At 41.5% G+C, this 23459-nt stretch carries 17 protein-coding genes; 10 read left to right on the forward strand and 7 right to left on the reverse strand.

Features of this window, described 5'->3' with window-relative positions:
- The first annotated feature begins 69 nt into the window (after window positions 1–69).
- The 8 genes from AN393_RS12835 to der all read left to right on the forward strand — a co-directional run bounded on the left by AN393_RS12835 (window position 70) and on the right by der (window position 10289).
- A complete protein-coding gene (locus AN393_RS12835) occupies window positions 70–1200 on the forward strand; it encodes a bifunctional tRNA (adenosine(37)-C2)-methyltransferase TrmG/ribosomal RNA large subunit methyltransferase RlmN (RefSeq protein WP_004586995.1) in 1131 nt (376 codons plus the stop codon).
- Between the two features lie 126 nt (window positions 1201–1326).
- Window positions 1327–3222: a type IV pilus biogenesis/stability protein PilW gene (pilW, locus tag AN393_RS12840; protein ID WP_055018269.1), complete on the forward strand. Its 1896-nt coding sequence runs from the start codon at window positions 1327–1329 to the stop codon at window positions 3220–3222.
- Window positions 3219–4115 carry a RodZ domain-containing protein gene (locus AN393_RS12845; protein WP_055018270.1) on the forward strand — a complete coding sequence of 299 codons (897 nt, stop codon included), beginning with the start codon at window positions 3219–3221 and terminating at the stop codon, window positions 4113–4115. The genes pilW and AN393_RS12845 overlap by 4 nt, the downstream gene beginning before the upstream one ends.
- A 5-nt stretch (window positions 4116–4120) precedes the next feature.
- Complete coding sequence (ispG, locus tag AN393_RS12850) at window positions 4121–5239, forward strand: flavodoxin-dependent (E)-4-hydroxy-3-methylbut-2-enyl-diphosphate synthase (protein ID WP_055018271.1); 1119 nt, start codon at window positions 4121–4123, stop codon at window positions 5237–5239.
- A gap of 396 nt (window positions 5240–5635) precedes the next feature.
- A complete protein-coding gene (hisS, locus tag AN393_RS12855; protein WP_055016094.1) occupies window positions 5636–6916 on the forward strand; it encodes a histidine--tRNA ligase in 1281 nt (426 codons plus the stop codon).
- A gap of 19 nt (window positions 6917–6935) precedes the next feature.
- On the forward strand, window positions 6936–7556 hold the full coding sequence (locus AN393_RS12860; RefSeq protein ID WP_055016095.1) for a tetratricopeptide repeat protein: 621 nt from the start codon (window positions 6936–6938) through the stop codon (window positions 7554–7556).
- 10 nt (window positions 7557–7566) lie between these two features.
- A complete protein-coding gene (gene bamB, locus AN393_RS12865; protein WP_055016096.1) occupies window positions 7567–8745 on the forward strand; it encodes an outer membrane protein assembly factor BamB in 1179 nt (392 codons plus the stop codon).
- Between the two features lie 74 nt (window positions 8746–8819).
- Window positions 8820–10289 (forward strand): ribosome biogenesis GTPase Der, encoded by a 1470-nt coding sequence (gene der, locus AN393_RS12870; protein WP_055018272.1) that lies wholly within the window; start codon window positions 8820–8822, stop codon window positions 10287–10289.
- 88 nt (window positions 10290–10377) lie between these two features.
- Here the strand turns inward: der and AN393_RS12875 are convergent, their stop codons facing one another.
- The 6 genes from AN393_RS12875 to AN393_RS12900 form a co-directional block, all read right to left on the reverse strand.
- Window positions 10378–11529 carry a cytochrome-c peroxidase gene (locus AN393_RS12875; RefSeq protein WP_152968283.1) on the reverse strand — a complete coding sequence of 384 codons (1152 nt, stop codon included), beginning with the start codon at window positions 11527–11529 and terminating at the stop codon, window positions 10378–10380.
- Window positions 11529–11759 (reverse strand): hypothetical protein, encoded by a 231-nt coding sequence (locus tag AN393_RS12880; RefSeq protein WP_055018273.1) that lies wholly within the window; start codon window positions 11757–11759, stop codon window positions 11529–11531. The genes AN393_RS12875 and AN393_RS12880 overlap by 1 nt, the downstream gene beginning before the upstream one ends.
- Window positions 11760–11771: 12 nt before the next feature.
- Entirely contained in the window at window positions 11772–14465 is a 2694-nt protein-coding gene (locus tag AN393_RS12885) for a TonB-dependent receptor (RefSeq protein ID WP_055018274.1), read from the reverse strand.
- Window positions 14465–17272 (reverse strand): cadherin-like domain-containing protein, encoded by a 2808-nt coding sequence (locus AN393_RS12890; protein ID WP_055018275.1) that lies wholly within the window; start codon window positions 17270–17272, stop codon window positions 14465–14467. The genes AN393_RS12885 and AN393_RS12890 overlap by 1 nt, the downstream gene beginning before the upstream one ends.
- Window positions 17273–17763: 491 nt before the next feature.
- A complete protein-coding gene (locus tag AN393_RS12895) occupies window positions 17764–18264 on the reverse strand; it encodes a zf-TFIIB domain-containing protein (RefSeq protein WP_055016098.1) in 501 nt (166 codons plus the stop codon).
- 39 nt (window positions 18265–18303) lie between these two features.
- Window positions 18304–18891: a DUF4202 domain-containing protein gene (locus tag AN393_RS12900; protein WP_082422736.1), complete on the reverse strand. Its 588-nt coding sequence runs from the start codon at window positions 18889–18891 to the stop codon at window positions 18304–18306.
- Window positions 18892–19107: 216 nt separating this feature from the next.
- On the opposite strand from AN393_RS12900, the gene AN393_RS12905 reads away from it, so the two are divergent.
- Window positions 19108–20835: a DUF885 family protein gene (locus tag AN393_RS12905; RefSeq protein ID WP_055018277.1), complete on the forward strand. Its 1728-nt coding sequence runs from the start codon at window positions 19108–19110 to the stop codon at window positions 20833–20835.
- A gap of 119 nt (window positions 20836–20954) precedes the next feature.
- Window positions 20955–22262 (forward strand): DASH family cryptochrome, encoded by a 1308-nt coding sequence (locus tag AN393_RS12910; protein ID WP_055016123.1) that lies wholly within the window; start codon window positions 20955–20957, stop codon window positions 22260–22262.
- Window positions 22263–22303: 41 nt separating this feature from the next.
- Here AN393_RS12910 and AN393_RS12915 read toward each other — a convergent pair whose 3' ends face one another.
- On the reverse strand, window positions 22304–23380 hold the full coding sequence (locus AN393_RS12915; protein ID WP_055016101.1) for a YeiH family protein: 1077 nt from the start codon (window positions 23378–23380) through the stop codon (window positions 22304–22306).
- Between the last annotated feature and the right edge of the window lie 79 nt (window positions 23381–23459).

Genomic DNA, 23459 nt, shown 5'->3' on the forward strand with positions numbered 1-23459 from the left:
AAGTGGGTGAATTGTGTACAATTTATCCTTGTAAATTTTATCTCCACCGTCACCGATTGAGGTTGTTTCATGACCGAGCAAAAAAAGATTAACTTATTAGATTTAAACCGAGATGCAATGCGCGAGCTGTTTGTATCATTCGGTGAAAAGCCATTTCGTGGCGACCAGGTGATGAAATGGATTTATCATTTTGGCGTTGATAACTTTGACGATATGAGCAACGTTAATAAAAAGCTTAAAGAAAAGCTTAAAAACGAATGCGAAATTGTTGCGCCAGAAATCTCAGTGCGCCAGCAAGCAAGCGACGGCACTATTAAGTACGCTTTAGTGCTCGATGGCGGCCAAGAAGTTGAAGCGGTATGGATCCCAGAAAAAGACCGCGCCACTTTATGTGTATCTTCACAAGTGGGCTGTGCCCTTGAGTGTACGTTTTGCTCAACTGCGCAACAAGGCTTTAACCGTAACCTTAAAGTGTCGGAAATTATTGGACAAGTTTGGCGCGTAGCTAAAGACATAGGCCTTGATGGCAACAGCGAAAAACGCCCTGTTACCAACGTAGTAATGATGGGTATGGGCGAGCCACTACTTAATATTAAAAACGTCGTGCCAGCAATGGAGCTAATGATGGACGACTGGGGCTTTGGTTTATCTAAGCGCCGCGTAACATTAAGTACCTCAGGCGTTGTACCTGCGCTTGATTTACTAAAAGAAAAAATAGACGTCGCACTTGCTATTTCACTTCACGCACCCGATAACGCACTGCGTGACGTACTTGTACCAATTAATAAAAAATACCCTATTGAAGAATTTTTAGCGGCGTGCCGTCGTTATATCGATGGCTCTAAAGCCAATAAAGACGTAACCATTGAATACGTTATGCTAAATGGCGTTAACGACAGCACCGACCAAGCCCATGAGCTGGTTAAAACGCTTAAAGGTACACCTTCTAAGGTTAACCTTATTCCGTTTAACCCGTTCCCAGGTAACGAATACACACGCTCTAGCAACAGCCGTATTGACCGTTTTTCTAAAGTACTGCAAGCAGCGGGTATCACATGTATTGTGCGCCGTACCCGTGGTGACGATATTGACGCCGCCTGTGGGCAATTAGCTGGCGATGTTGTTGACCGTACAAAACGTATGGCGAAAAAGAAAATGCGCGACGATAACGCCATTAGTGTAAATATTCAGCAAGCATAAGCCTGCCACCACCCTGTGTATTTTCCCTATACAGGGTGGTTAAGTTGTTTATTTTTAAATAAATGATGCAACACTAAAGGTTTTAGGTAAGATAGGCGCTATGGATAGAAAAACAGAGACAAGGTAATGCGATCTTTACTTGCTTTAACACTTTCAACACTAGCCCTTAGCGGATGTGTAAGTGAAAGTAGTTATAACGGCAGTGACAAACCCGTCGTCGAAAACAAAATCAATAATGCAGGCGCAGCACGCACTCGTATCGCCCTCGCTTTACAATATTTAGAAACAGGCAACAACTCGCAAGCAAAGTATAACCTTGAGCGAGCTATAGAATTTGCCCCTAATCTGCCTGAAGTTCATTACTCTCTTGCTTATTATTACCAACAAGTAGGCGAAAAAGAGCGTGCCGATAAAGCCTATCAAAAAGCATTAGCAATTAAGCCTGACGATCCGAATACGCTTAATAACTACGGTGTGTTTTTATGTAGCATTAAAGAGTATGATCGCGCAACCGATCAGTTTTTAAAAGCAATTGATATCCCAAGCTATATACGCGTTGCCGAAAGCTACGAAAACCTTGCATTATGTGCCATTGAATTTAACGACTTTGAAAATGCAGAGAGTTACTTTAAACAAGCACTTAATCACAGCTCGCAACGTACATCGACCCTAATAAGCTTAGCCGCCCTTTTTTATGCTAAAAGCGATTTGCATAAAGCCAGCGAAGTACTAAAGCGCCATGACGACACCGGCCGAGTGTCTGCACGGGCTTTATTGCTTGGTTATTTAATTAAGCAGCGTATGGGCAGAATAGAAGAAGCAGAAAAAATTGCCGCTACTATAATGCAAACTTACCCGACAAGTAAGCAAGCCTATGCTATTCGCGATAATCGTACCAAACAAACTGAGTTTGAAATTCTACGCGAAAAATACCGTAAAGCGCAGCTTGAAGAGCTTCAAGAGCAGTACGGCGAAGAGCAAATTAGGGTTGAGCAACCAAAAATTAAAATTATTCGTAAAAAACGCCCAACTACCGATAATTCGACCAGCTTAATTTCCCCAGGGGTTGAGCCTTCAAGCTCAGTATTAAATGAGGCGCCAAGCGCGCAGGCAACCATCGCCGCTGTAAACAAACAAAAAAGCGTAGCTGAGCAAAGTGACGACGCTAACACTCTCACGCCAGCCCCACAAACCGCGCAAACTAAAGTAGTTACAACAACTAAAGCAGTAGTGCCAGCTGCGGCAGCGGCTCCAACCGTAAAAAATACTGCCCAGATGCCTGAAACTAAAAGAGAACAACCTGCCCAAGAGGTAAACAAGCCTACACCTGCAGAGTCTAAAACAGATACCGCAGCCGTGCTTATGGCATTAACAACGGATCACCAAGCGCAACACACGGCTAAAACCACAGCTGAGCCGCCAAAAACTGCCACTACACAAACAGCTAAAGAGGATGACGAAGTAAAAATAATTTCATTTGGCGCACCAAAACAAGCTAACTTTAATACTCCACAAAATACACGTTCTGCTGCAAATGGCCCACAGAATACGGGCTTAAATAATGCAGTTGTATTTTACGAGGCTAAAAAAGACAGTGCTGTATTTAGTGGTAATTCATACAGCGACAACCAAGACATTACACTCAAAAACTATCAACCAAGTGTAAAACAAGTGCCACCAATGCTTAATCCAAAAGTCCCCCCTTTAAAGGTGCCTTTTCATATTATTGAGTTTGGTGAAAACCTATTTAGCATTTCAGTGCGATACAATGTTAAACTACAAAAACTCCTGCAGTGGAATGGTCTAAAGGAGTCGGATCGTGTGATCAACGGAAGTAAAATTTATTTAAACGATCCTAATATTTATTACGAGATTAAAGCTGGCGATACCCTTTACGACATAGCTACCCAGCGGCATGTATTAATTGATGAATTAATGCGATGGAATAAATTAAGCCCAGATATAGAACTTACACCTGGGCATAGACTATTACTAGTGGATCCAAATTCGTACCTATTATGACAGAAGAAACTACGCAACAAAGCGATGAGCCAAGTGTTGGGCAACTATTAAAAGCGCACAGAGAGCAGGCTAATGTAAGCTTAGAGTCACTTACTGGCCCACTTAAGCTTTCTATTTCTCAGTTACAACGCTTAGAAAGCGATCAGTATCAAACATTAGGCCCTATTACCTTTGTAAAAGGCTACATTAAAAACTATTGCCGTGAACTACACGTCGATAGCGCCCCTATATTAGCCAGATTGCCTGCACCGCCTGAGCCTACAAAGCCGGCTAACATGCAAAGCTTTTCGCGCCGCACAGAAAAAGAAGCCCACGACAGCCGCCTAATGCTGGTGAGCTACATTATTTTAGCCATTGTTATTGGCTCATCTGCCTTATGGTTTTGGCAAAATGCCACCCCTATCGATGAGCAAACAAGCACAATCAATATTGAAAATTCAATTTTAGATAACCTGCAAACTAACAACGCGCTAAATAACGAAAGTCAGAACACCTCACAAATGCAAGCAACACAGGCTGTTGAGCGCACACCGGCGGTGATGCCTATAAGTGCTGAACAAGTCCCCTTAAGTGAAGCCGTTAATGCCACGGCGCCTATTGCCGCTGACACCCAAGCAGCCACTAACGATCCCGACACGCAAAGTAACACCAGTACAATTAACATGGTGTTTAACGATGAGAGCTGGGTAGAAATACACGATGGTGAGGGTGAGCGCATTGCATTTGGCGTAAAAAAAGCAGGCTATAAAATGACTGTAAGCGGTACCCCGCCTTTTTCGGTTGTGCTAGGTAAGCACGACGTAGTTAGTGTTTCTCTAAACGGCGAACCAGTTGATATCTCTGGTTATCCTAAAAATCGTTTAGCCAAATTTAAATTACCATTAGCAGAGTAGTCGCTATGTTTTCAGAATCTCCAATTAAACGCAGAAAATCAACCCGCATCAATGTAGGCAACGTGCCTATTGGTGACGGAGCCCCTATTGCCGTGCAGTCGATGACCAATACCGACACCCTAGATATAGGTGCCACGGTTGCGCAAATCCAAGCAATACAAGATGCCGGCGCTGATATAGTGCGTGTATCTGTCCCAACAATGGATGCCGCAGAAGCGTTTAAAAGTATAAAAGAGCAAGTGAGCATTCCGCTTGTTGCCGATATTCACTTTGATTACCGCATAGCGTTAAAAGTGGCAAAATATGGCGTAGATTGCCTGCGCATAAACCCAGGGAATATAGGTAGTGAAGAGCGTATTAGAGCTGTTGTAGACTCAGCGCGCGAGCATAATATTCCTATTCGTATTGGTGTAAATGGCGGCTCATTAGAGCGCGACCTACAAGAAAAATACGGCGAGCCAACTCCCGAGGCATTACTTGAATCAGCAATGCGCCATGTAGATATATTACGCCGCCTTGATTTTGACCAATTTAAAATATCGGTAAAAGCATCAGACGTATTTTTAGCTGTAGGCGCTTATCGCTTACTTGCTAAAGAAATAGATCAACCCCTGCATTTAGGGATCACCGAAGCCGGCGGCATGCGCTCAGGCTCGGTAAAATCGGCTGTAGGCTTAGGCATGTTACTTGCCGAAGGTATTGGTGATACGCTGCGTGTATCACTTGCTGCTGACCCAGTTCAAGAAATCAAAGTCGGTTTTGATATTTTAAAATCGCTGCGTATACGCTCACGCGGTATTAACTTTATTGCCTGCCCTAGCTGCTCACGTCAAGAGTTTGATGTCGTAAGCACCATGAACCAGCTTGAAGAGCGCCTTGAAGATGTGGTTGAGCCAATGTCTGTTTCAGTAATTGGTTGTGTCGTTAACGGCCCAGGCGAAGCCCTTGTGAGTGATATTGGCCTTGCCGGTGCAAACCGCCGCTCAGGTTTATACATTAATGGCGAGCGTCAAAAAGCGCGTATTGATAACAACAACATTGTTGACCAGCTTGAAGGCTACGTGCGCGACTTTATTGCTCAAAAAGAGCAGCAAACACCTATCGACATTAAAATAGTCGAATAAATACCGTATAAAGCGCCAAACCATGCTGTTTGGCGTTTACCTTTATAGCTAGAGGATACCCAAACGACCCCAAGATACAGAATTCAGCGTTTCACAGGCTCTTAATATCAAGGCGTTACTTTGCAAAAATGGCAATCCCTTTTAAAAAGTAACAACGATGAGAATAAGTGTCTGTAAACCGCCCAACGGGTTGGTTTAAAAGCGATTTATACTGCGTTATTGATTTTAACAATAGAACCACTATTACTTTCAATCAATGCCTTGCCTAAATCGCTTTTAATTCAAACGACGCTCGCATCATGGGGTCATTTGGGTATATAATGACGGGTCAATTTTTAGCATTCTTGTTGTGTAAGCATTTTTTTATTACACATAAACAGTAATTAGGATTTATCAGTGGCAAAACAAATTCAGGCAGTTCGCGGTATGAACGATTGTCTGCCGGGCGACACGCAAGTTTGGCAGAAAGTAGAAAACATTTTACGCGAGACAGTAGCATCGTTCGGTTATCAAGAAATTCGTTTTCCTATTGTAGAATCAACCGACTTATTTAAACGCTCTATTGGTGAAGTAACCGATATAGTAGAAAAAGAAATGTACACTTTTGCCGATCGTAACGGCGACATGCTAACCCTTCGCCCAGAAGGCACCGCAGTATGTGTACGCGCAGGTAATCAAAATGGCTTGCTTTATAACCAAGAGCAGCGCCTGTGGTACATGGGCCCAATGTTTCGTCACGAGCGCCCACAAAAAGGCCGCTACCGTCAGTTTCACCAATTTGGCTTAGAAACATTTGGTATTGCCACAGCCGATATAGACGCAGAAGTTATATTATTAACAGCGCAATTATGGAAAGCGTTTGGCATTAGCGAGCACGTCCGTTTAGAGCTTAACTCGTTAGGGTCTAACGAAGCGCGCGCCGATTATCGCGATGCACTTGTAGCCTACCTTGAACAACATACCGACGTACTTGATGAAGACTCAAAGCGCCGTATGTACTCAAACCCATTACGTGTACTTGATAGCAAAAACCCAGACGTGCAAGCAATCTTAGTGGGTGCACCTAAATTGTCTGAGCATTTAGATGCTGAATCAAAAGAACATTTTGCAAATTTATGTGAACGTTTAGACGCAGCTGGCGTCATATACACGGTTAATGAAAAGTTAGTACGTGGTTTAGACTACTATAACCGCACCGTGTTTGAATGGGTAACAGATAGCCTTGGCGCACAAGGTACAGTATGTGCCGGCGGACGCTACGATGGCTTAGTAGAGCAACTTGGCGGTAAAGCCACCCCAGCGGTAGGTTTTGCAATGGGCCTAGAGCGTTTAGTGCTGTTACTCCAAGCACTTGAGTGTGTAGGTGACATTCGCCGCAATGCTGATGTATATTTAGCGGCAATGGGCGACAAAGCAAGTATTCAAGCCCCTGCCATTGCAGCGCAACTGCGCAGCGACGTACCGGGTTTACGCGTTATGGTACATGCTGGCGGCGGTAACTTTAAAAAACAACTAAAACGAGCTGATAAAAGCGATGCACTAGTGGCTGTTATTATCGGCGAAGATGAATTAGAAAAAGGCGTTGTGACCATCAAATATTTACGTGAGCGTAAAGAGCAAGTCACACTAGAATTAGAACAAGCTAAAGCGCTATTAGCTGAGCTTATCAATAGCTAAGCTAACTTAAGAGGTAATAATGGACATTTATTCAACAGAAGAACAACAAGCAGAAGCCATTAAGCGCTTTTTTCGCGAAAACGGTATTTCACTTGCGCTAGGTGTAATTGTGGGTTTAGGCGGATTATACGGCTGGAAAGCCTACAACCAAAACCAAATTACAACGGCTGAGCAAGCGTCTGACCAATATACAACACTTGTACAAAGTGACGATGTACTTGGCGCGGCCGATACATTCATTAAAAACAACCAAGACACAAGCTATGCAACTTTAGCCGCTTTTGTTGCGGCAAAAGACGCTGTTGATGCAAAAAAATTAGACTTAGCTAGTGAAAAACTAAGCTGGATTGTTACAAACGCTCAAAGCGAAGAGCTTAAAGCCATTGCCATTACGCGCTTAGCACGTATTCAACTTGCACAAGGCAAGTATGACGAAGCACTTACAACGTTAAACTCGCCACTACCAGAAGCATACAGCGCCAATGTAGCAGAACTTAAAGGCGATATTTACATTGCGCAAGGTAATAAAGACCAAGCTCGCTCTGCATACCAAGCAGCGGCTGAAGCAGCGGGCTCAGCTACAAACCCTTTATTACAAATTAAATTAGACGACCTAGCAGTAACTAGCCCAGCGGCATAAGGTTTTAGGTATGAAAAAAATAACAACAGCAACGCTCGCACTATGCATGGCAACACTTATGGGTTGCTCATCAAGTGATGACGAAGACGAGTTAGTACTTCCTGAAATTGTTAATCAGTTTGAAACAGAGGTAGTGTGGCAAGAGTCGGTTGGCAGTGGTGTAGAGCATTATTTTTCTCGCTTATCGCCTGCTGTTTACAAAGACACTATTTATGTAGCCAGCCGTGAAGGCCAAATTGAAGCACTGTCGCTTACTAATGGCGATACACTATGGGAAACCGACATACGTGAAGACGTATCGTTTTGGCCATGGTCAGATAACGGCACTGCAAAATTATCAGGCGGTATACTACAAGCTTATGGTAAAATTTACGTAGGCTCTGAGCACGGCTTTATTATTGCGCTTGACCGTGAAACCGGTGAAGAAGTATGGCGTAAAAATGTACCTGGCGAAGCGCTGTCTAAACCAGCCGCAGGCGATGGCCTAATTTTTGTAAACTTAGGCTCGGGTAAATTATTAGCACTTCACCCAGATACAGGCGAAGAACGCTGGAACTTTGAGCAAGAAGTCCCCCCGCTTACATTACGTGGCCAAAGCTCGCCAACTGTAGCAAACGGTGGGGTGTTACTGGGCCTTGAAACAGGCAAACTAAGTGTGCTTATTTCAGAAAGTGGCTACTCAGCATGGAGCGCAGAAATTGCCGTTGCTAAAGGCGCATCAGAATTTGAGCGTTTAGTGGATGTAGACACGCAACCTATTATTAGCGGTCCTTACGCATATGCTATTGCATATAACGGTAACCTAGCAGCAGTAGATATTCGCTCAGGTAATGTTGTATGGAAACGTGAATACAGCAGCTATCGCGAAATAGCGATGGATGCACAAACTATTTACCTAGTAGATAGCGAAGGCGTAATTTACGCATTAGATAAAAATTCAGGTATTGAACGTTGGAGCCAACCCGCTCTGCGTGGTTGGTACCTAACAGGCCCTGCAGTAGCAGGTAGCCATTTAGCTTTAGGTGACCAAGAAGGTAACCTTCATTGGTTAAACAAAGACACTGGCGAGTTAGTATCTCGTGAAGAATTTGACAGCTCGGGCTTTTTTGTAGAGCCGGTTGTAGCCGACGACAAGCTAATTTTATACACCCGTGATGGTGAAGTTAGCGCGGTTACAATACCGAACTAACTAGCTAACACTTAAAGGTTTTTTGTAAGGCTTCGCACTGCGAAGCCTTTTGTTGTTTTTTAAAGAGGTAGTTTATGCTTCCCGTGATCGCTCTAGTTGGGCGACCCAATGTGGGCAAATCCACATTATTTAACCGTTTAACACGTACTCGTGATGCACTCGTAGCCGATTTTCCAGGTTTAACACGAGATAGAAAATATGGCCAAGCTAATTACGATGGCTATGAATTTATCGTGGTAGACACGGGTGGTATTGATGGCTCCGAAGAAGGCATCGAAACCGAAATGGCTGATCAGTCATTACTCGCCATTGAAGAAGCCGATATTGTGCTGTTTTTAGTTGATGCCCGCGTAGGCATGACCGTAGCCGACCAAGCCATTGCTAATCACTTGCGAAAGCAAGAGAAAAAGTGCTTTGTGGTTGCCAACAAAACAGACGGCATTGACGCCGACTCAAACTGTGCTGAATTTTACCAATTATCATTAGGTGAAGTACATCATATCGCGGCAGCCCATGGCCGTGGTATAACACTATTGCTTGAACAAACGCTGCAACCTGTAATTGCTGAGCTTGCCGCGCTTGACGAAGACGTTGCTGATGATGACGAAGAATTAATCGACCTTTATCAAGAAGCCGAAGGCGACGATACAGACCATCAAGCGTTTGCCGATAAACCAGTAAAGCTGGCTATTATTGGTCGCCCTAACGTAGGTAAGTCTACACTTACAAACCGTATACTTGGTGAAGAGCGCGTAATTGTATACGATATGCCAGGCACCACCCGCGACTCTATTTATATTCCGATGACCCGTAACGACAAAGAATATATTTTAATAGATACCGCAGGTGTTCGTAAGCGTAAAAAAGTAAGCGACGTAGTTGAGAAATTCTCAGTAATTAAAACACTTCAAGCCATTGAAGATGCAAACGTTGTACTACTAGTTGTTGATGCTCGCGATGGCATTTCTGATCAGGACTTAAGTTTATTAGGTTTTGCGCTTAACTCAGGGCGTTCATTAGTAATTGCTGTGAACAAATGGGATGGGCTTGATGATTACGTTAAAGACCGTATTAAAACAGAGCTTGATCGCCGTTTAGGCTTTATCGACTTTGCACGCTTACACTTTATATCTGCGCTTCATGGTACAGGTGTTGGCCACTTATTTGAGTCGGTTGATGAGGCGTACGAGTCAGCAACTAAGCGTATTAGCACCGCAATGCTACGCCGTATTATGGACATGGCACAGGCCGATCACCAGCCGCCACTTGTTCGTGGTCGTCGTGTTAAGCTTAAGTACGCACATGCCGGTGGTTATAACCCGCCACGTATTGTAATTCACGGTAACCAAGTTCACGATTTACCAGATAGCTACAAACGCTACCTAATGAACTACTACCGTAAAGCACTTAAAATTATGGGCACACCAATCAAAATTGAATTTAGAGAAGGTGATAACCCATTTGCAGGGCGTACAAACAAAGTAACGCTTTCGCAAAAACGTAAAATACGTGCCTTTGCAAAAGAAAACCGTAATAAGTCTTAGAGCTGTATACTGTAAGCTGTAAAATAAACCTTGTAGAGTGCGTCTCTACAAGGTTTTTTTATGGCTCACTATAATTCTGCCCATCATTTCATTTGGATTGCGATAAGAATGAAAGATGTGGCCCTCTGGCCGGGTGAGCTGTTATGGCATTTAAAAATGCCTCTAATGCTTTCATTTCTTCTGCGGTTAGTGATAACGGCTTTAAAATGGATGATGTTTCAGGAAAAAAAACATCATTCTTGTCCTTAGGTATCCTAACACCACCTGCATTATATATATTGATGACGCCTTCCATACTTGCAAATAAACCATTATGCATCCAAGGTTTAGTATTCATTACCCCACGTAAACTAGGTGTTTTAAACTTACCTACATCATCAGGCATACCGGTGATATTGAATAACCCAAGATCTTCATACTCTCTTTTATAGTAAGTAAGGCCAATATTATGAAATTCATTATCTGAAAAAAGTGCGCCGGAGTGACAATTCATACATCGCGCTTTGGTTCTAAATAAGTGCATCCCCCACAACGCTTGATCACTTAATTGTTTAGCATAAAAAGTCTTTTTTTCTTCGTCTTCTTCCGCAATTGCATGCATAAAATAGTCAAAGTCTGAATTACGCGAACGAATAGTCCGTTGAAAAGTAGCCAACGCTTTTGCTACATCACTAACCTCCACTATATCTTTGCCAAATACGTCATTGAATTTACTTTTATAGTTCGCGTTAATATTTAATCTTAGCGCTAACTCAAACAGCGAAAAATTCATTTCATTACTATCTTGTATCGGCATTAATGCTTGTTGCTCTAATGAGCTTGCTCTGCCATCCCAAAATAAATTTTCCCATAGCGCTGCATTTTCAATGCTGGGTGCATTGCGTTTTCCAAAACGACGACTGTGACCAAACGACACTTCACGACCATCTGCCCAACCTAAATCTCTATCGTGACAGCTTGCACACGCTATATGCTTAGATGAAGATAAGATAGGGTCGTGAAATAGCGCTTCCCCAAGGCGCATTTTAGCCACTGAAAATGAGTTTGATTTAGGAAATGTGATCTCTGGTAATAAACCAATCTCATTATGCGCAATTCCGGGGTCTAAAAAAGGCTTTGGCCACTTATCGCTAGGTTGAAGGTATTGCTCACGTAAAAACTCTAAGTTAACTGACTGAGCACTTAAATTACATGCCCAGCCTATTAATATCACTAAAAATAAATGAAAGGGTTTCAACATTACTTATTTTTTTCTAAAGAGAAAGTTTTACCATCAGCTGCAACAAGCTTTTTGACTTCTTCAATGTGTAATTCATTTATATCTATACACATATCTTCGCGTTTTTTTCTTGCAGACACTAACACTGCTGGCTCAGAAATAAATCGCTCTATTTTAATTGCATGGGTGTCAGCATCTGCGTTATAACATAGCTGTGTAGCCGTAAGGGTTAATACAAGTAGTGGTGCCATAATAATTTCCTCTTAATAATCTAAATTAATGCCTAACCAAAAGCGTCGTCCAAGCTCAACACCTGTTGTATAAGGGCTAACTTGATAGGTACGCTCGTTTAAAATATTTTCACCTTCAAAACTTAAAGTCATTGTGTAATCACGTGCTACTACTAACGAGTATTTAACGCTACCGCTTAGTAACCAAAAACTTGGTCGCTTTTCTATTCGATACACGGGGTATTCTTTTCTGTTTGGTGCACAGCCATCGCAGATAGAGGTAGCTTCACTGACTGATTTTGTGGTGCCTGTTGCGTAAACCACATCTTGCGCACCGTTAAAGCGGGCATACGCAGACAGTTGCCAATTACCAAAATCGCCGCCCCAGCTTAAGTTAGCAATTATTGGTCGGTTAAAATCTTGTTTTTCAAGCTCCATATCATGACGAGTAATTAAGTGATAAGTATCGTTCACACTTCGGCTGCTCAACTCATAATTATCAGATCTTAAATAAACTAGTTCATTATCATCATACGAAAAATTTAGGAAGTAATCGTTGCTATTAATATAAGTGCGTGTTTCACCATCGAATTGTTCAGCGCTTGTGGTATTACTTGCGTGCGATACATTACACTCAATGTGTTGATTATCATATGTTGCCATCCATGAAAGGCTATAACGCTGATACTCACTACTGCCTGAGTTAGCCCCATATAATATTGCTTCACCTAGGTCATTGGTTCCTCTAACGCGATTTATGCTATCTTGCTGATCACGATACAGCCACTTTAACTCAAGCGTTCCACCGAGCAGTTGATGTCGATAAGCTGCTGTGAGTTCATCACTAAACGGGGTTTCTAAATCATTATAAACATAGCGATAACCAGTGTTCGTAAGTGAAGCTTGCCACTGCTGAGGCCTATGCTGATAAATAGCCCTCACTTCACTGTGGGTGGGGAGCATCGCTTCATTTAATTTATAATTAATTGCATCACTTGCGTAATAGCGATTTGCACCAAGTACAATTTTGCCATCTCCTTCAAACAGCGAAACAGTGCCACGTAAACGTGGTGCTAAATTATGATTAGTAAAAAAGTCATTGTAATCGTACCTAAAGCCCAATGTTAACGAATAGTTTTGCCATTCAAGTTGGTTCTCTAGGTAAGCTGAAAACACATTTACTTGCGCCTCAGCTTTCGCTTTAGGCGTTACTTGGCGGCTTTGAAAATATTGCCCTGTTTGTTGAATATTACTTTGGTACAGTAAAAAGTCGTCACTGTTTTGCAAGTCAAGTGGTCGCCCTAGCTCTTCTTCAAGATCAGCGACAGAACTATATAGCTGTGTTTCTACGCAATCAAACTGATACCCTGCGCAATCAATCATTGGGGAGATAATTGACCCGTTATACACTATGGCATCTTCTAAACGCTCAAATACAGATGTTTGCTGCTCTAATGCATAACCTATTGAAAGACTATAATCACCGTCCAATACTTTTGCTAAAGGGATTTCAAAATCTTGTTTAACGCTTAACGTTTCTTGGGTTTTCTTAATATCACCAAAACCACCTTCAAGACTGTTTATAGACCCGTCATATTCACCCCAGTTTTTACCTGCGGTATTTAACCAGGTATACCATGCTGAATTCGCATTTTTAGAGTTTTCACTGCTGCGCCAACTTAATTGTGAGTTAATATAACCCCAACTTCTATCCGCTTGCCAAGTAAGTACCGCATTTGTGCCACCACCTTCAATGGTATAATCGCTATTAAGCGCATTAACATCAAAATAGTTACCCTCGTAAGGTGCAAATAAATAACTCAGTGAAATATCATCATTCGGTGTCAAAGCATAATCAAACTTAATAAAACCATTGTAGTTTGTTTGTTCTTGTAACCTTAGCGAACCTAACTGCTCTAGGCTTTCTTGTGACTCTAAGTATTGAAACTGTGCCACAACACCGAGCTTATCGGTAACTGGCGCTGAGATATACGTACTAAAATCACGTTTTTGGAACACCGCATTTTCTAAGGTGTCTGAGCCATCAAAATCAGGTGAGTAATAATTATGATACTCAACCCAATCATCCGCTGTTTGCCGATAGCTTATTCCAAACGATAGTTTATCAAGCGCTTTACGGGTTTGTGCTTGTACTAAACCACCATTAAAGTTACCGTATTTAGCAGGAATATTACTATCGTAAACTTCTATACTTTCAATTAGGTCAAGGTTTAAAAACACTTCTTGGCTATGACCTGCAACATCTTGGAGTAAATTCCTATCGGTGTTCCCTGCAACATTGTTTAAGTTTGAGTTATTCGAAACGCCATCAATGAGATAAGCAGTAGCGCGACCATCAGCTCCTGCAATAGATACTTCAGCAGGTTTAATATTGCTTACTTGATCAGCCGTATACGCAGACTCTCCATATTGAACGCCGGGTAAAACACCAAGAAGATCATTTAAATTACCATTGCCAAAACGGTAATCTTTAATTAGTTTACGATCTAACGTATATACACCCTGAGCCCCCATAGAGATAGGGTTTAACTTTTCTCCCTTAACCTCTATTACCTCAATATTTTTAACACAATGAGAATCTTGGCCATCGCACGTTTCATAACGACTTTCGGTAATTTCTTTCTCATCACTTGTGGCTTGTTGTGCAAGAGTAGGCATCGTGAGCGCAAAGCTAACGATGCCTAAAGTCGAATTTATAAAGCTCATTACTGGCGTGTCTTATCTAATGGGTAAGCATCTGTTAGATCATCAACACCATCGTTATCGCTATCTAGATCAAGTTCAATTGCAGACTCTGCGATCATTTGCTCACTGGCATACGGTAAGAAGAAGTTTGCTTTACCATCGTTATCTGTATCTACAGTGGCAATGCTCACACCCGTAAACGCATCAAACTGGCTTAGGGACTCAATCGCAGAAGTCAAAATAGAGTCGTGCTCAACCACCCCAAGTGAACCTTTGTCTTTTAATTCAACTGCGCTATCAAATTGCCCGATAGCTAGGTATTGCTCAGCAAACTGTGGATAATATTGTAACTGTGTTTGTAGTGAGGCTTCGTCTAAACGCGTGATATTCCATTTCACTAAATCTGCCCATAAAGTTGTCGTCTCTTCATGAAGCTGCTGGTAATTATCAATTTTTCCGGCTTGTCTAAGCAATAACTTATAGTAGGATTCAAAGCGATAATCATCTTTTGTAGTGGTTGCTTCAAAATAGTCTTGCGTCACTGAAAACTGATATTCACTGCTTACCAACGACTCTATTTCTTTAATTAGTTCTACATATTCAGTGTAATGAGTCAACGCTGTAGCAAAGTCACCGCCATAGGCAAAAGCAGCAGCCAGTTTCCCTGTGTCTATTAATTTTTGCGTAATTTGACTGTCATCGTATGCTGTAATAAAGCTTTGTGCTTTTTCAACTAGCGGGCTTACTAATTCAGCTTGTCCTAATGAATAATGGTATTTAATCAAATCAATACTTGAATCAACAATCTCATCAGCGGTTACATCTGTACCACTGATTTGCCCATATTTTTGCAGCGAAATTTCACGGCACACCGTTAAGGTTGATACGGCTTGATCGATGTATTTTTGCTCATCCGTAAAGTTGATTATTGTTGATAGCTGATCCAGTATAAGCTGACACCCCGTGGCGCCAGTAACAAATGCTTGTGTTGCTATATTTTGCGCTAAATATTCTTCAGTGCTTAAAACACTTAAACCCTCTGCAATGTATTTTGCTGCATCTGCGTAACGTCCTTGCTCAATCAAAATTGCAGAACCACCAGGGTTAGAGCTATTAAAAGATGTAATTGTTGTAAATAAATTTCTTAAATCACTCTCATCTTTTTGTGCAAGAATTAGCGCTAAACTTTCATCTGCATCTTCAATGCTACGAACATATGCAAATAAAAGTGCTTCCTCAGCATCTTCTTTAGCCCAATCATAGTAAAAACTATCCTTGTCAAACTTACTTAATAGTACTGTTTCAATATCTATTTCGGGATAAAGCGTGACCAAATGCTTGGCGTAGTCTACTAGTCCAAAAGGGTACTCGGTAAGGGTAACTTGCGCATATTCATCTGCTTCTCGGGGGTATGCATCATCGTAATTTACAACGCCATTTAAGGCTAATGCGTCTGCAATTGCATTTTTTGCGTCATCTATTTCATTTAAGGTTATATAGCTTTCTACAACATTAGTTAATGCTACAAGGCGTATACTGTAATATTTTTCCCCTTCATTGCCATTTCTGTCGTTCGACACATAGCTGTAACCTATTTTATTGGCAAATATATATAGCCTATCCACCATATCTTTAGCATATTGAAAATCTTGCTCAGTACGGGTTTCAAGCCAAATATTAATTACATCTTCAACCGTGTTTCTAAATCCAAAAAATAATCGTAGCGCTTGAGTAGTCTGTTCTTCATCAAGCGCTGAGCTTAATAAGATATCTAGAATATTATAACTTTGTAGTGCAAGTGTTGGCTCACCCGCGTTTAGGTATGACTCAGCTAAAGAATAGAAAAAATCTTGATCGTCTGCTGTAAATGCCGAAATACCTTTGGTCGCAATATAGGTAGAGTATAAGTTACTGGCCTCTAATCTAAGCTCATTCGCTCTTTCAAGTTTACCTAATAAAGTGTATTGATTCGCAACATTAACAAGTGCTAAAGCGCGTAGCTCATCACGAATAATGCTATCTTGTGTAATTAAACGCTCTGTCTCATTCTCTAACCCTGCCTCCGCGTATCCTATTGCCAAAGCTGAGTTTACTTCACCAATATTAATATCATTTTGTAATGTAGTAGTAAGCTGCTCCGAGCGCTTTAAATGTGACTGTTCTGACGCGTAGTAATAATAAGCACGATCCGCATTAGTCGATAAATTAGCCGATATTTCGAGTGTTTTACTTACAGTACCGCCATTTCCATCATCAACTGTTAGCTCAAAGCTATCAACCGCATTCGACAATGTAATTGGCGAATAAGTAATTTCACCCGTGTCTGAATTAAGCGTAAGATCACCATTAATGGCTTGTTTTGAAATTGTATATTTAAGTGTATCTGCATCGATATCTGTGGCAGCAACCGTTCCAACTTTTGTCTCGCCGCCACTAACCTGAACTTTATCTATACTAATAACAGGGTCATCATTCACTGCTAGCACGTTGATTGATACTGTTGTTGTTGCTGAGTCTTTGCCATCAGACACCATCACTTGAAACGCGTCAGCGCCATTAAAGTTGCTATCCGGTAAATACGTTACCTCGCCGGTGCTGGTATTAACATTCACGCTACCATTACTCGCAGCATTCGCTAAAGAGTAACTAAGTTGATCATTGTTAGTGTCTGTTGCGCTTACAGTAAATGTCAGGCTCGAATCTTCATCCAAAGATGAAGAGTACGCTGCCTGAGAAAATTGTGGTGCGGAGTTTGACTCTGAACCTGAGCCGCCGCACCCACTTAGAATTAGTGTACTTATTGCTATAGATAAAAATTTTAATTTCATGTCAATTCCCTGTTAATTTCCAGCGAGATCTTAATGAAACTAATTATCATTTTCAATGCTTTTTATTTTTTTCCAATCATTTATTTACAAAGGTGTTATTTTTTAAATAAAGTTAACCACTTAACCAACAAATATTAAAATCATTATCCTTTCTAATCATGGGGTAGCTAGCTGTAGCGGTTGAATTTTAAGCTGCACATGTAGACTTATTACCAAACTGGTTATTTAGGTAATCTATTTTAAGGTATGTAAATCATGAGGGTAGTGAAGCGAATTTTTTATTAGGTTGTGTTTATTAATTAACCTTTTGTACTCCAAATTTATACAGCCCTAAATGAGGGTTTTTAATATAGCCTGCGGAAAATTTGATTACCCAAAATAACCAAGAGCTACATCTTTTTTCATAACGAGTTATATTTTATTAGCAGCACTTGCTTGCTTAAAATTAATACCAATTCACTTAATTAAGTGAGCTATTTTGAGGCTTGGTATTAAAGATTAAGTAATGCTAATTGCACCAGCCGCTCAACCGTGGTGTTTTGGGTATTTTTGGGCGCTTTGGGGTAATACTTAGATTTTGGCGACTTAATAGTTATAAACCCATGATTGGTTGCCATTTCGTGCGCTAACAGCTTTCGCTCTTTGGGGGTTAAATGGTTTTCGTGTATTTTTGCAAGCTCGCCGCTATCGAGCCATATGCCTGCACAACCTGGGCACTCGTCTATTTCAACCACTTTGAGCGGTGAAAAAAACCGGCGCATCATCACCACTTTTATACACTTTGGGCAATTAATTCGTTGCGATACATCGTATTCACTCTCGCTATATTCACCCAAGTACTTAAGTAGCACCTGGCCATGCTTTAACTCAGGCGAGCTAAACTTAAAAATTTGGCTGTTATCAAAAAATACGCCGCCTTGTGCTGACGTGTAAACAGTAATCCCGCCAATTAATAGCGGCTCAAGAGAGGTATTTGTGCGTGGGCATAACATTCTAAAATCCTTTTATTTTAATACTTAACTTACACTACTTTACTCAAGTGCTTTATGAATAAGCCCAACAAGCGGTGGTGGCAATGTAATATGTCCAGCCAATACAAACTCATGTGCTTCGTCTGACATTTTTTGCCAAGTACGGCGAATAATCCCTATCCATTTTTGCTCATCGTAATCAGGCTTGCTATTAGCAAACCCGAGCATGTAATGCTCAATAAATACAAGGCTAGCTACATCTTCTACTAATTGGCTGTCGGGGTTACGTTTAATATTCTTTTTAGCAACTGCATCGTACACTCTGTTTTGCTCAGCCTCACCGTACCCAGCTTGCTGCATAAGCGCTACAACACTACTTGCATGAAATATATAAAGTGCACTGCGCCACTGATGATAGCCCTGCTTATTCATTGCAAAGTCACTACGCGGCGACTTCCAGCGCTGAATATGCTGCCCACGCACTGCAATTTGCATTAGCTCATCAGCACCTGGGTTAAAACGGCTAAGCATGTCGCTCATACGAGTAGCATAAAGGCTTTCTTTGGGCACGCTTTGCCCATTAAATTGCTCAGTGTTTGGGTCTTGGTTGTTAGCTTCATCAATTAGGGCGATTACTTTATTAAACATGACGGTCATTTTTTATAATAAGTTTTAATTATTCTAAACGCTGATAAAACAATAAACTAGTGCGCCAATCAGTTATGCAGTGAAATTTGTTCAATCAAAAATAAAACCACTAAATATGGGCTGTAAAAGTGAGCGCATTGATTTAGTTAACTTGGTACTATATTAAACACAAATTAAAATAAAAAAGCGCGACTAACTCGCCAATAACGGATGACTATGTTTAAAAAACGTATTTTAGCTATGTGCTTAGCAACCACCTCGCTACCAAGCCTTGCCGACAGTAACAGCGATTTAAAAACCATTATTGATAACCATTGGCAAAACGCCAAAGCTGAAAAAATATTTTTTCGAACCGACCCAGACGGCTGGAAACCAAATGGCACATTACCCGATTGGAGCGAGCAAGCCATTGCTAAGCGCCAAGCTTATAACAACAGCGTACTAAAAAGCTTAGCCAGTATTGACCCAAAAACACTCAACAACGAGCAGCTAATGAACTACCGCTTATTTAAATATGAGCGAGAAACCGAGCAGCAAAGCTACCTTTATCAGGATAAGTATTTTCCGGTTAATTTTTTAAGTGGCTGGCATACCTACTTTGCAGAAGCGCCCGCTAATATGGCTTTTTTAACAGCTGATGATTACAACGCATTTTTAATCAGCCTTGCCGACTACCCGCGCTTTAATCAGCAAAATATTGATTTAATGAAAGAAGGAATAAAAACAGGCTTTACCCATTACTGTAAAACCTTTGAAAATTACAGCCAAAGCATTAGCGCGCACATAGTTAAAAACCCCGAAAACAGCGCCCTTTACGAGCCCTTTACTCGTATACCTAATACCTTTAGTACAGCGCAAAAATCAAACTTAAAACAAAAAGCACAAGCCGTAATTAAAGATAAAGTAATTCCTGCGTATCAGCATTTTTACGACTTTTTTAAGAATGACTATATGCCACATTGTAGAGCGCAGCCTGGTATTGCAAGCGTTAAAGGCGGGCTTGATTACTACAAATACACGGTTAATTACTACACCACAACAAACGCCACACCAAAGCAAATTCATGAGCTTGGCTTAAAAGAAGTGGCGCGTATAAAAACGCAAATGCAAAATATTATTGATGAAGTAGGCTTTGATGGTACCTATAGTGAGTTTTTAGAATTTTTAGCAACCGATGAGCAATTTTACGCAAAAGACGCGCAAGACTTGCTAGAAAAAACCGCGTTCATCACGCAAAAAATGTATGGTAAATTGCCCACTTACTTTGGCCACTTACCGCGTAACACCTTTACTATTAAAGGCTCAGCAAGTCGTGGCGCGTTTTATATGCCACCGGCCGACAACCGCTCGCCAGGTACTTACTTTTTAGCCTCAACACCTAAACTTCAGCCTTTATATAATTTAGAAGCACTCAGCCTGCACGAAGCCATACCAGGGCATCACTTACAAAATGCCATTGCTATGGAGTTAAATGTACCCGAATTTAGACGCACACTTAGCCACTCTGCTTTTGGCGAAGGTTGGGCCCTGTATACAGAACGCTTAGGTAAAGAAGCTGGCTTTTATCAAAGCCCATACAGCGATTTTGGCCGTTTAGGTTACGAAATGTGGCGTGCTGTGCGTTTAGTGGTTGATACCGGTATTCATGCCTTTGGCTGGAGCCGTCAAAAAGCAATTGATTACCTAGCAAGCCACACCGCTTTACCACAAAGCGCCGTGGAAGATCAGATAGATCGTTATATATCATGGCCAGGCCAAGCGCTCTCTTACAAAATGGGCGAAATTAAAATACGCGGATTACGTGCAAAAGCCGAAAAAGAACTCGGCACACAATTTGATATTCGCAGCTTTCACGACACTGTAATAGGCCAAGGTTCGCTCCCTATGGCAGTACTTGAAGACGTTATAAACGATTGGATAGCAGAGCAAAAAGCAGCTATTTAACATCAAAGGAGGCGGTATTATTTGCCGCCTCTTTTTTAAACCCTTTTAAACGCCTCAAAACTAATCCCTACCCGCTTATGCTTCGTAAACTTAATGATTACAAAAACAAGAGCATAAGTATGAGCAAACGCATTTTATATTGGCTACAAAACGATTTACGCCTAACCGACAACCCAATTTTTAGTGACCTTATGTTTCAGCAATGCGCGCTTGATATTGTATTTGTTATTAACCCGCACTGGTTTAAAAATAATAACTACCAACAAAAACCTTACGGCATACACAAACAGCAGTTTTTAATGCAAAGCTTGTACGAACTACAACAAGCACTTATTGAGCGTGGGCAAACCCTGCATGTGCTTGAGGGCGAACCCGTATCGCTTTTAAAAGCGCGTATAAATGAGCAAAATATTGATGAAGTTGTATACAGCGAACAATTTGGCGTGTACGAGCAACGCCAAATAAACTTACTCAAAGCACATTGCCCCAATACACAATTTACAGGGTCGCAGCAAGACACGCTCTTTGAGCAAAGTGTTCTCCCCTTTGATTTAAGCGAATTACCTAAACATTTTACCCCGTTTCGTAAAAAGGTAGAGGCAGCTAATAGCCCTATTACACCAACAACTTTGCCAAACGGTTTGCTCCCTAAGCCAATAACTTTATGCGCAAAAAAACCTATAGAACGTATAACAAATAAAGGCGAAATGCATGGCGGGCTTAACAGTGCGCAAGCACATTTAAAGCAGTATTTTTCAGGCGCAATGCCAAGCACTTATAAAATGACTCGCAACGAGCTGGATGGCTTTAACAACACCACCAAATTTAGTACTTGGCTTGCCTTTGGCTGTATAAGTGCAAAACAAGTATATAAAGCCGTGGAGGATTATGAGCAAAGCAACACGGCAAACGAGTCTACTTACTGGATTAAATTTGAATTGCTATGGCGAGAGTATTTTAAATGGCACGCACTTAAAGCAGGTAGTAGCCTGTTTAGCTTTAAAGGCCAAAAACAAACTAAGCCGCTTACTACTTTTACACCTACACGTTTTGCAGCTTGGTGTAATGGCACAACACCTTACCCGCTTGTAAATGCCATTATGAAAGAGCTAAACACTACGGGTTATATTTCAAACCGTGCAAGGCAAATTGCAGCAAGCTGTTTAGTAAACGAGCTTGGTCTTGATTGGCGATACGGCGCAGCCTATTTTGAGCAGCAATTAATTGATTACGATGTAGCAGCAAATTGGGGCAACTGGCAGTACATAGCCGGTGTGGGGGTTGATCCGCGTGGTGGCCGCCACTTTAATATACAAAAGCAAACCGCGCAGTTTGACCCTGAAGGTATTTATACCAATAAATGGTACGGGCACAGTAATAAAACACAGCAGCTCGATCACTTAAACGAGGTAGATTGGCCTATTTAAGCCAATCTAGTTAACCTGAATTCAGGTTATTCATCCCAAATTTAAAATAGCTCAGCAATGCCTACATTAATGGCAAAGCCACCCAAAGTTAAAAACAAAAATAAACAACCTGCTAATAACAGTGGCTTTATACCTGCTTGGCGAATAGCGCCAACATGTGTGCGCAAACCTAAAGCCACCATCGCGATGGTAAGTAATATATTATCAAACCATACAATGGCGTTTGAAGCCCCCTGAGGTATAACCGATAACGAATGCACGCCACTCGCCACTATAAATAACACCGCAAACCAAGGAATCGTAATTCCCGATTTATGCTCGCTGCCATGTGCGTGTATGTTTGCATGCTTTTTAGTTTGCCAAAAAGATAAGCCTACTAAAAATGGCGCAAGCATCATCACGCGTAGCATTTTTTCTATCACGGCGGTGTCGGCTGCATTAGCGCTTACCGCGGTACCTGCTGCAACTACTTGCGCAACTTCGTGAATGGTTGAACCAACAAAAACGCCGTATGCGTGCTCGCTCAACCCCATATAATCAAACATAATTGGGTAGGCAAACATACTTAGCGTGCCAAACACCACCACCGTTGCCACCGCTACTGATACTTTATGCGCTTGTGCTTTTATAACGGGTTCTGTTGCCATTACCGCTGCGGCGCCACAAATAGAGCTACCTGCACCTATTAATATGGTTGTTTGCTCATCAAGCTTAAAAACCCGCTTACCTAGCTGTACTGCTAATATAAACGTACCAACAAGCATAATAACGTCGGTTAGTAAGCCATGCCAGCCCACGCCCGCTACTTGCGCAAAGGTAATTCTAAACCCAAATAAAATAACGCCTGCTTTAAGTAATATACTTTTAGCGTAATCAACACCTACATCGGTACGCGTAGCAATGCGCGAAAACACACTGTTGCCCACAATAATGCCAAGCACAATACCAATTGTTAAGGAGCTAAATTGCGCAGTTTGCATTATTTGTAACTTACTTAATGCAACAGATGCCCCCGCTAATACAACCACCAGCAGCATACCTAACCACCAGCGCGTATCACTGTACTGCTTAGTATTAATACCCAAAGGCTGAAACCCATTTTTAATAGCGCTAAGCATACTATTCCCTCACTTAAACCATGTTGATGTGTTGACTTAATTGTAAGAAAGCTCAAAATATAACTCCAATATATTAAAA

The organism is Pseudoalteromonas sp. P1-25 (genome assembly GCF_001401805.1).
In the GTDB taxonomy this organism is placed as follows: domain Bacteria; phylum Pseudomonadota; class Gammaproteobacteria; order Enterobacterales; family Alteromonadaceae; genus Pseudoalteromonas.

Excerpts from the sequence above, each read along its gene's own strand:
- AN393_RS12835 (WP_004586995.1), top strand. The coding sequence starts at position 70 with ATGACCGAGCAAAAAAAGATTAACTTATTAGATTTAAACCGAGATGCA.
- pilW (WP_055018269.1), top strand. The coding sequence starts at position 1,327 with ATGCGATCTTTACTTGCTTTAACACTTTCAACACTAGCCCTTAGCGGA.
- AN393_RS12845 (WP_055018270.1), top strand. The coding sequence starts at position 3,219 with ATGACAGAAGAAACTACGCAACAAAGCGATGAGCCAAGTGTTGGGCAA.
- ispG (WP_055018271.1), top strand. The coding sequence starts at position 4,121 with ATGTTTTCAGAATCTCCAATTAAACGCAGAAAATCAACCCGCATCAAT.
- AN393_RS12860 (WP_055016095.1), top strand. The coding sequence starts at position 6,936 with ATGGACATTTATTCAACAGAAGAACAACAAGCAGAAGCCATTAAGCGC.
- bamB (WP_055016096.1), top strand. The coding sequence starts at position 7,567 with ATGAAAAAAATAACAACAGCAACGCTCGCACTATGCATGGCAACACTT.
- der (WP_055018272.1), top strand. The coding sequence starts at position 8,820 with ATGCTTCCCGTGATCGCTCTAGTTGGGCGACCCAATGTGGGCAAATCC.
- AN393_RS12875 (WP_152968283.1), bottom strand. The coding sequence starts at position 11,529 with ATGTTGAAACCCTTTCATTTATTTTTAGTGATATTAATAGGCTGGGCA.
- AN393_RS12880 (WP_055018273.1), bottom strand. The coding sequence starts at position 11,759 with ATGGCACCACTACTTGTATTAACCCTTACGGCTACACAGCTATGTTAT.
- AN393_RS12885 (WP_055018274.1), bottom strand. The coding sequence starts at position 14,465 with ATGAGCTTTATAAATTCGACTTTAGGCATCGTTAGCTTTGCGCTCACG.
- AN393_RS12890 (WP_055018275.1), bottom strand. The coding sequence starts at position 17,272 with ATGAAATTAAAATTTTTATCTATAGCAATAAGTACACTAATTCTAAGT.
- AN393_RS12895 (WP_055016098.1), bottom strand. The coding sequence starts at position 18,264 with ATGTTATGCCCACGCACAAATACCTCTCTTGAGCCGCTATTAATTGGC.
- AN393_RS12900 (WP_082422736.1), bottom strand. The coding sequence starts at position 18,891 with ATGTTTAATAAAGTAATCGCCCTAATTGATGAAGCTAACAACCAAGAC.
- AN393_RS12905 (WP_055018277.1), top strand. The coding sequence starts at position 19,108 with ATGTTTAAAAAACGTATTTTAGCTATGTGCTTAGCAACCACCTCGCTA.
- AN393_RS12910 (WP_055016123.1), top strand. The coding sequence starts at position 20,955 with ATGAGCAAACGCATTTTATATTGGCTACAAAACGATTTACGCCTAACC.
- AN393_RS12915 (WP_055016101.1), bottom strand. The coding sequence starts at position 23,380 with ATGCTTAGCGCTATTAAAAATGGGTTTCAGCCTTTGGGTATTAATACT.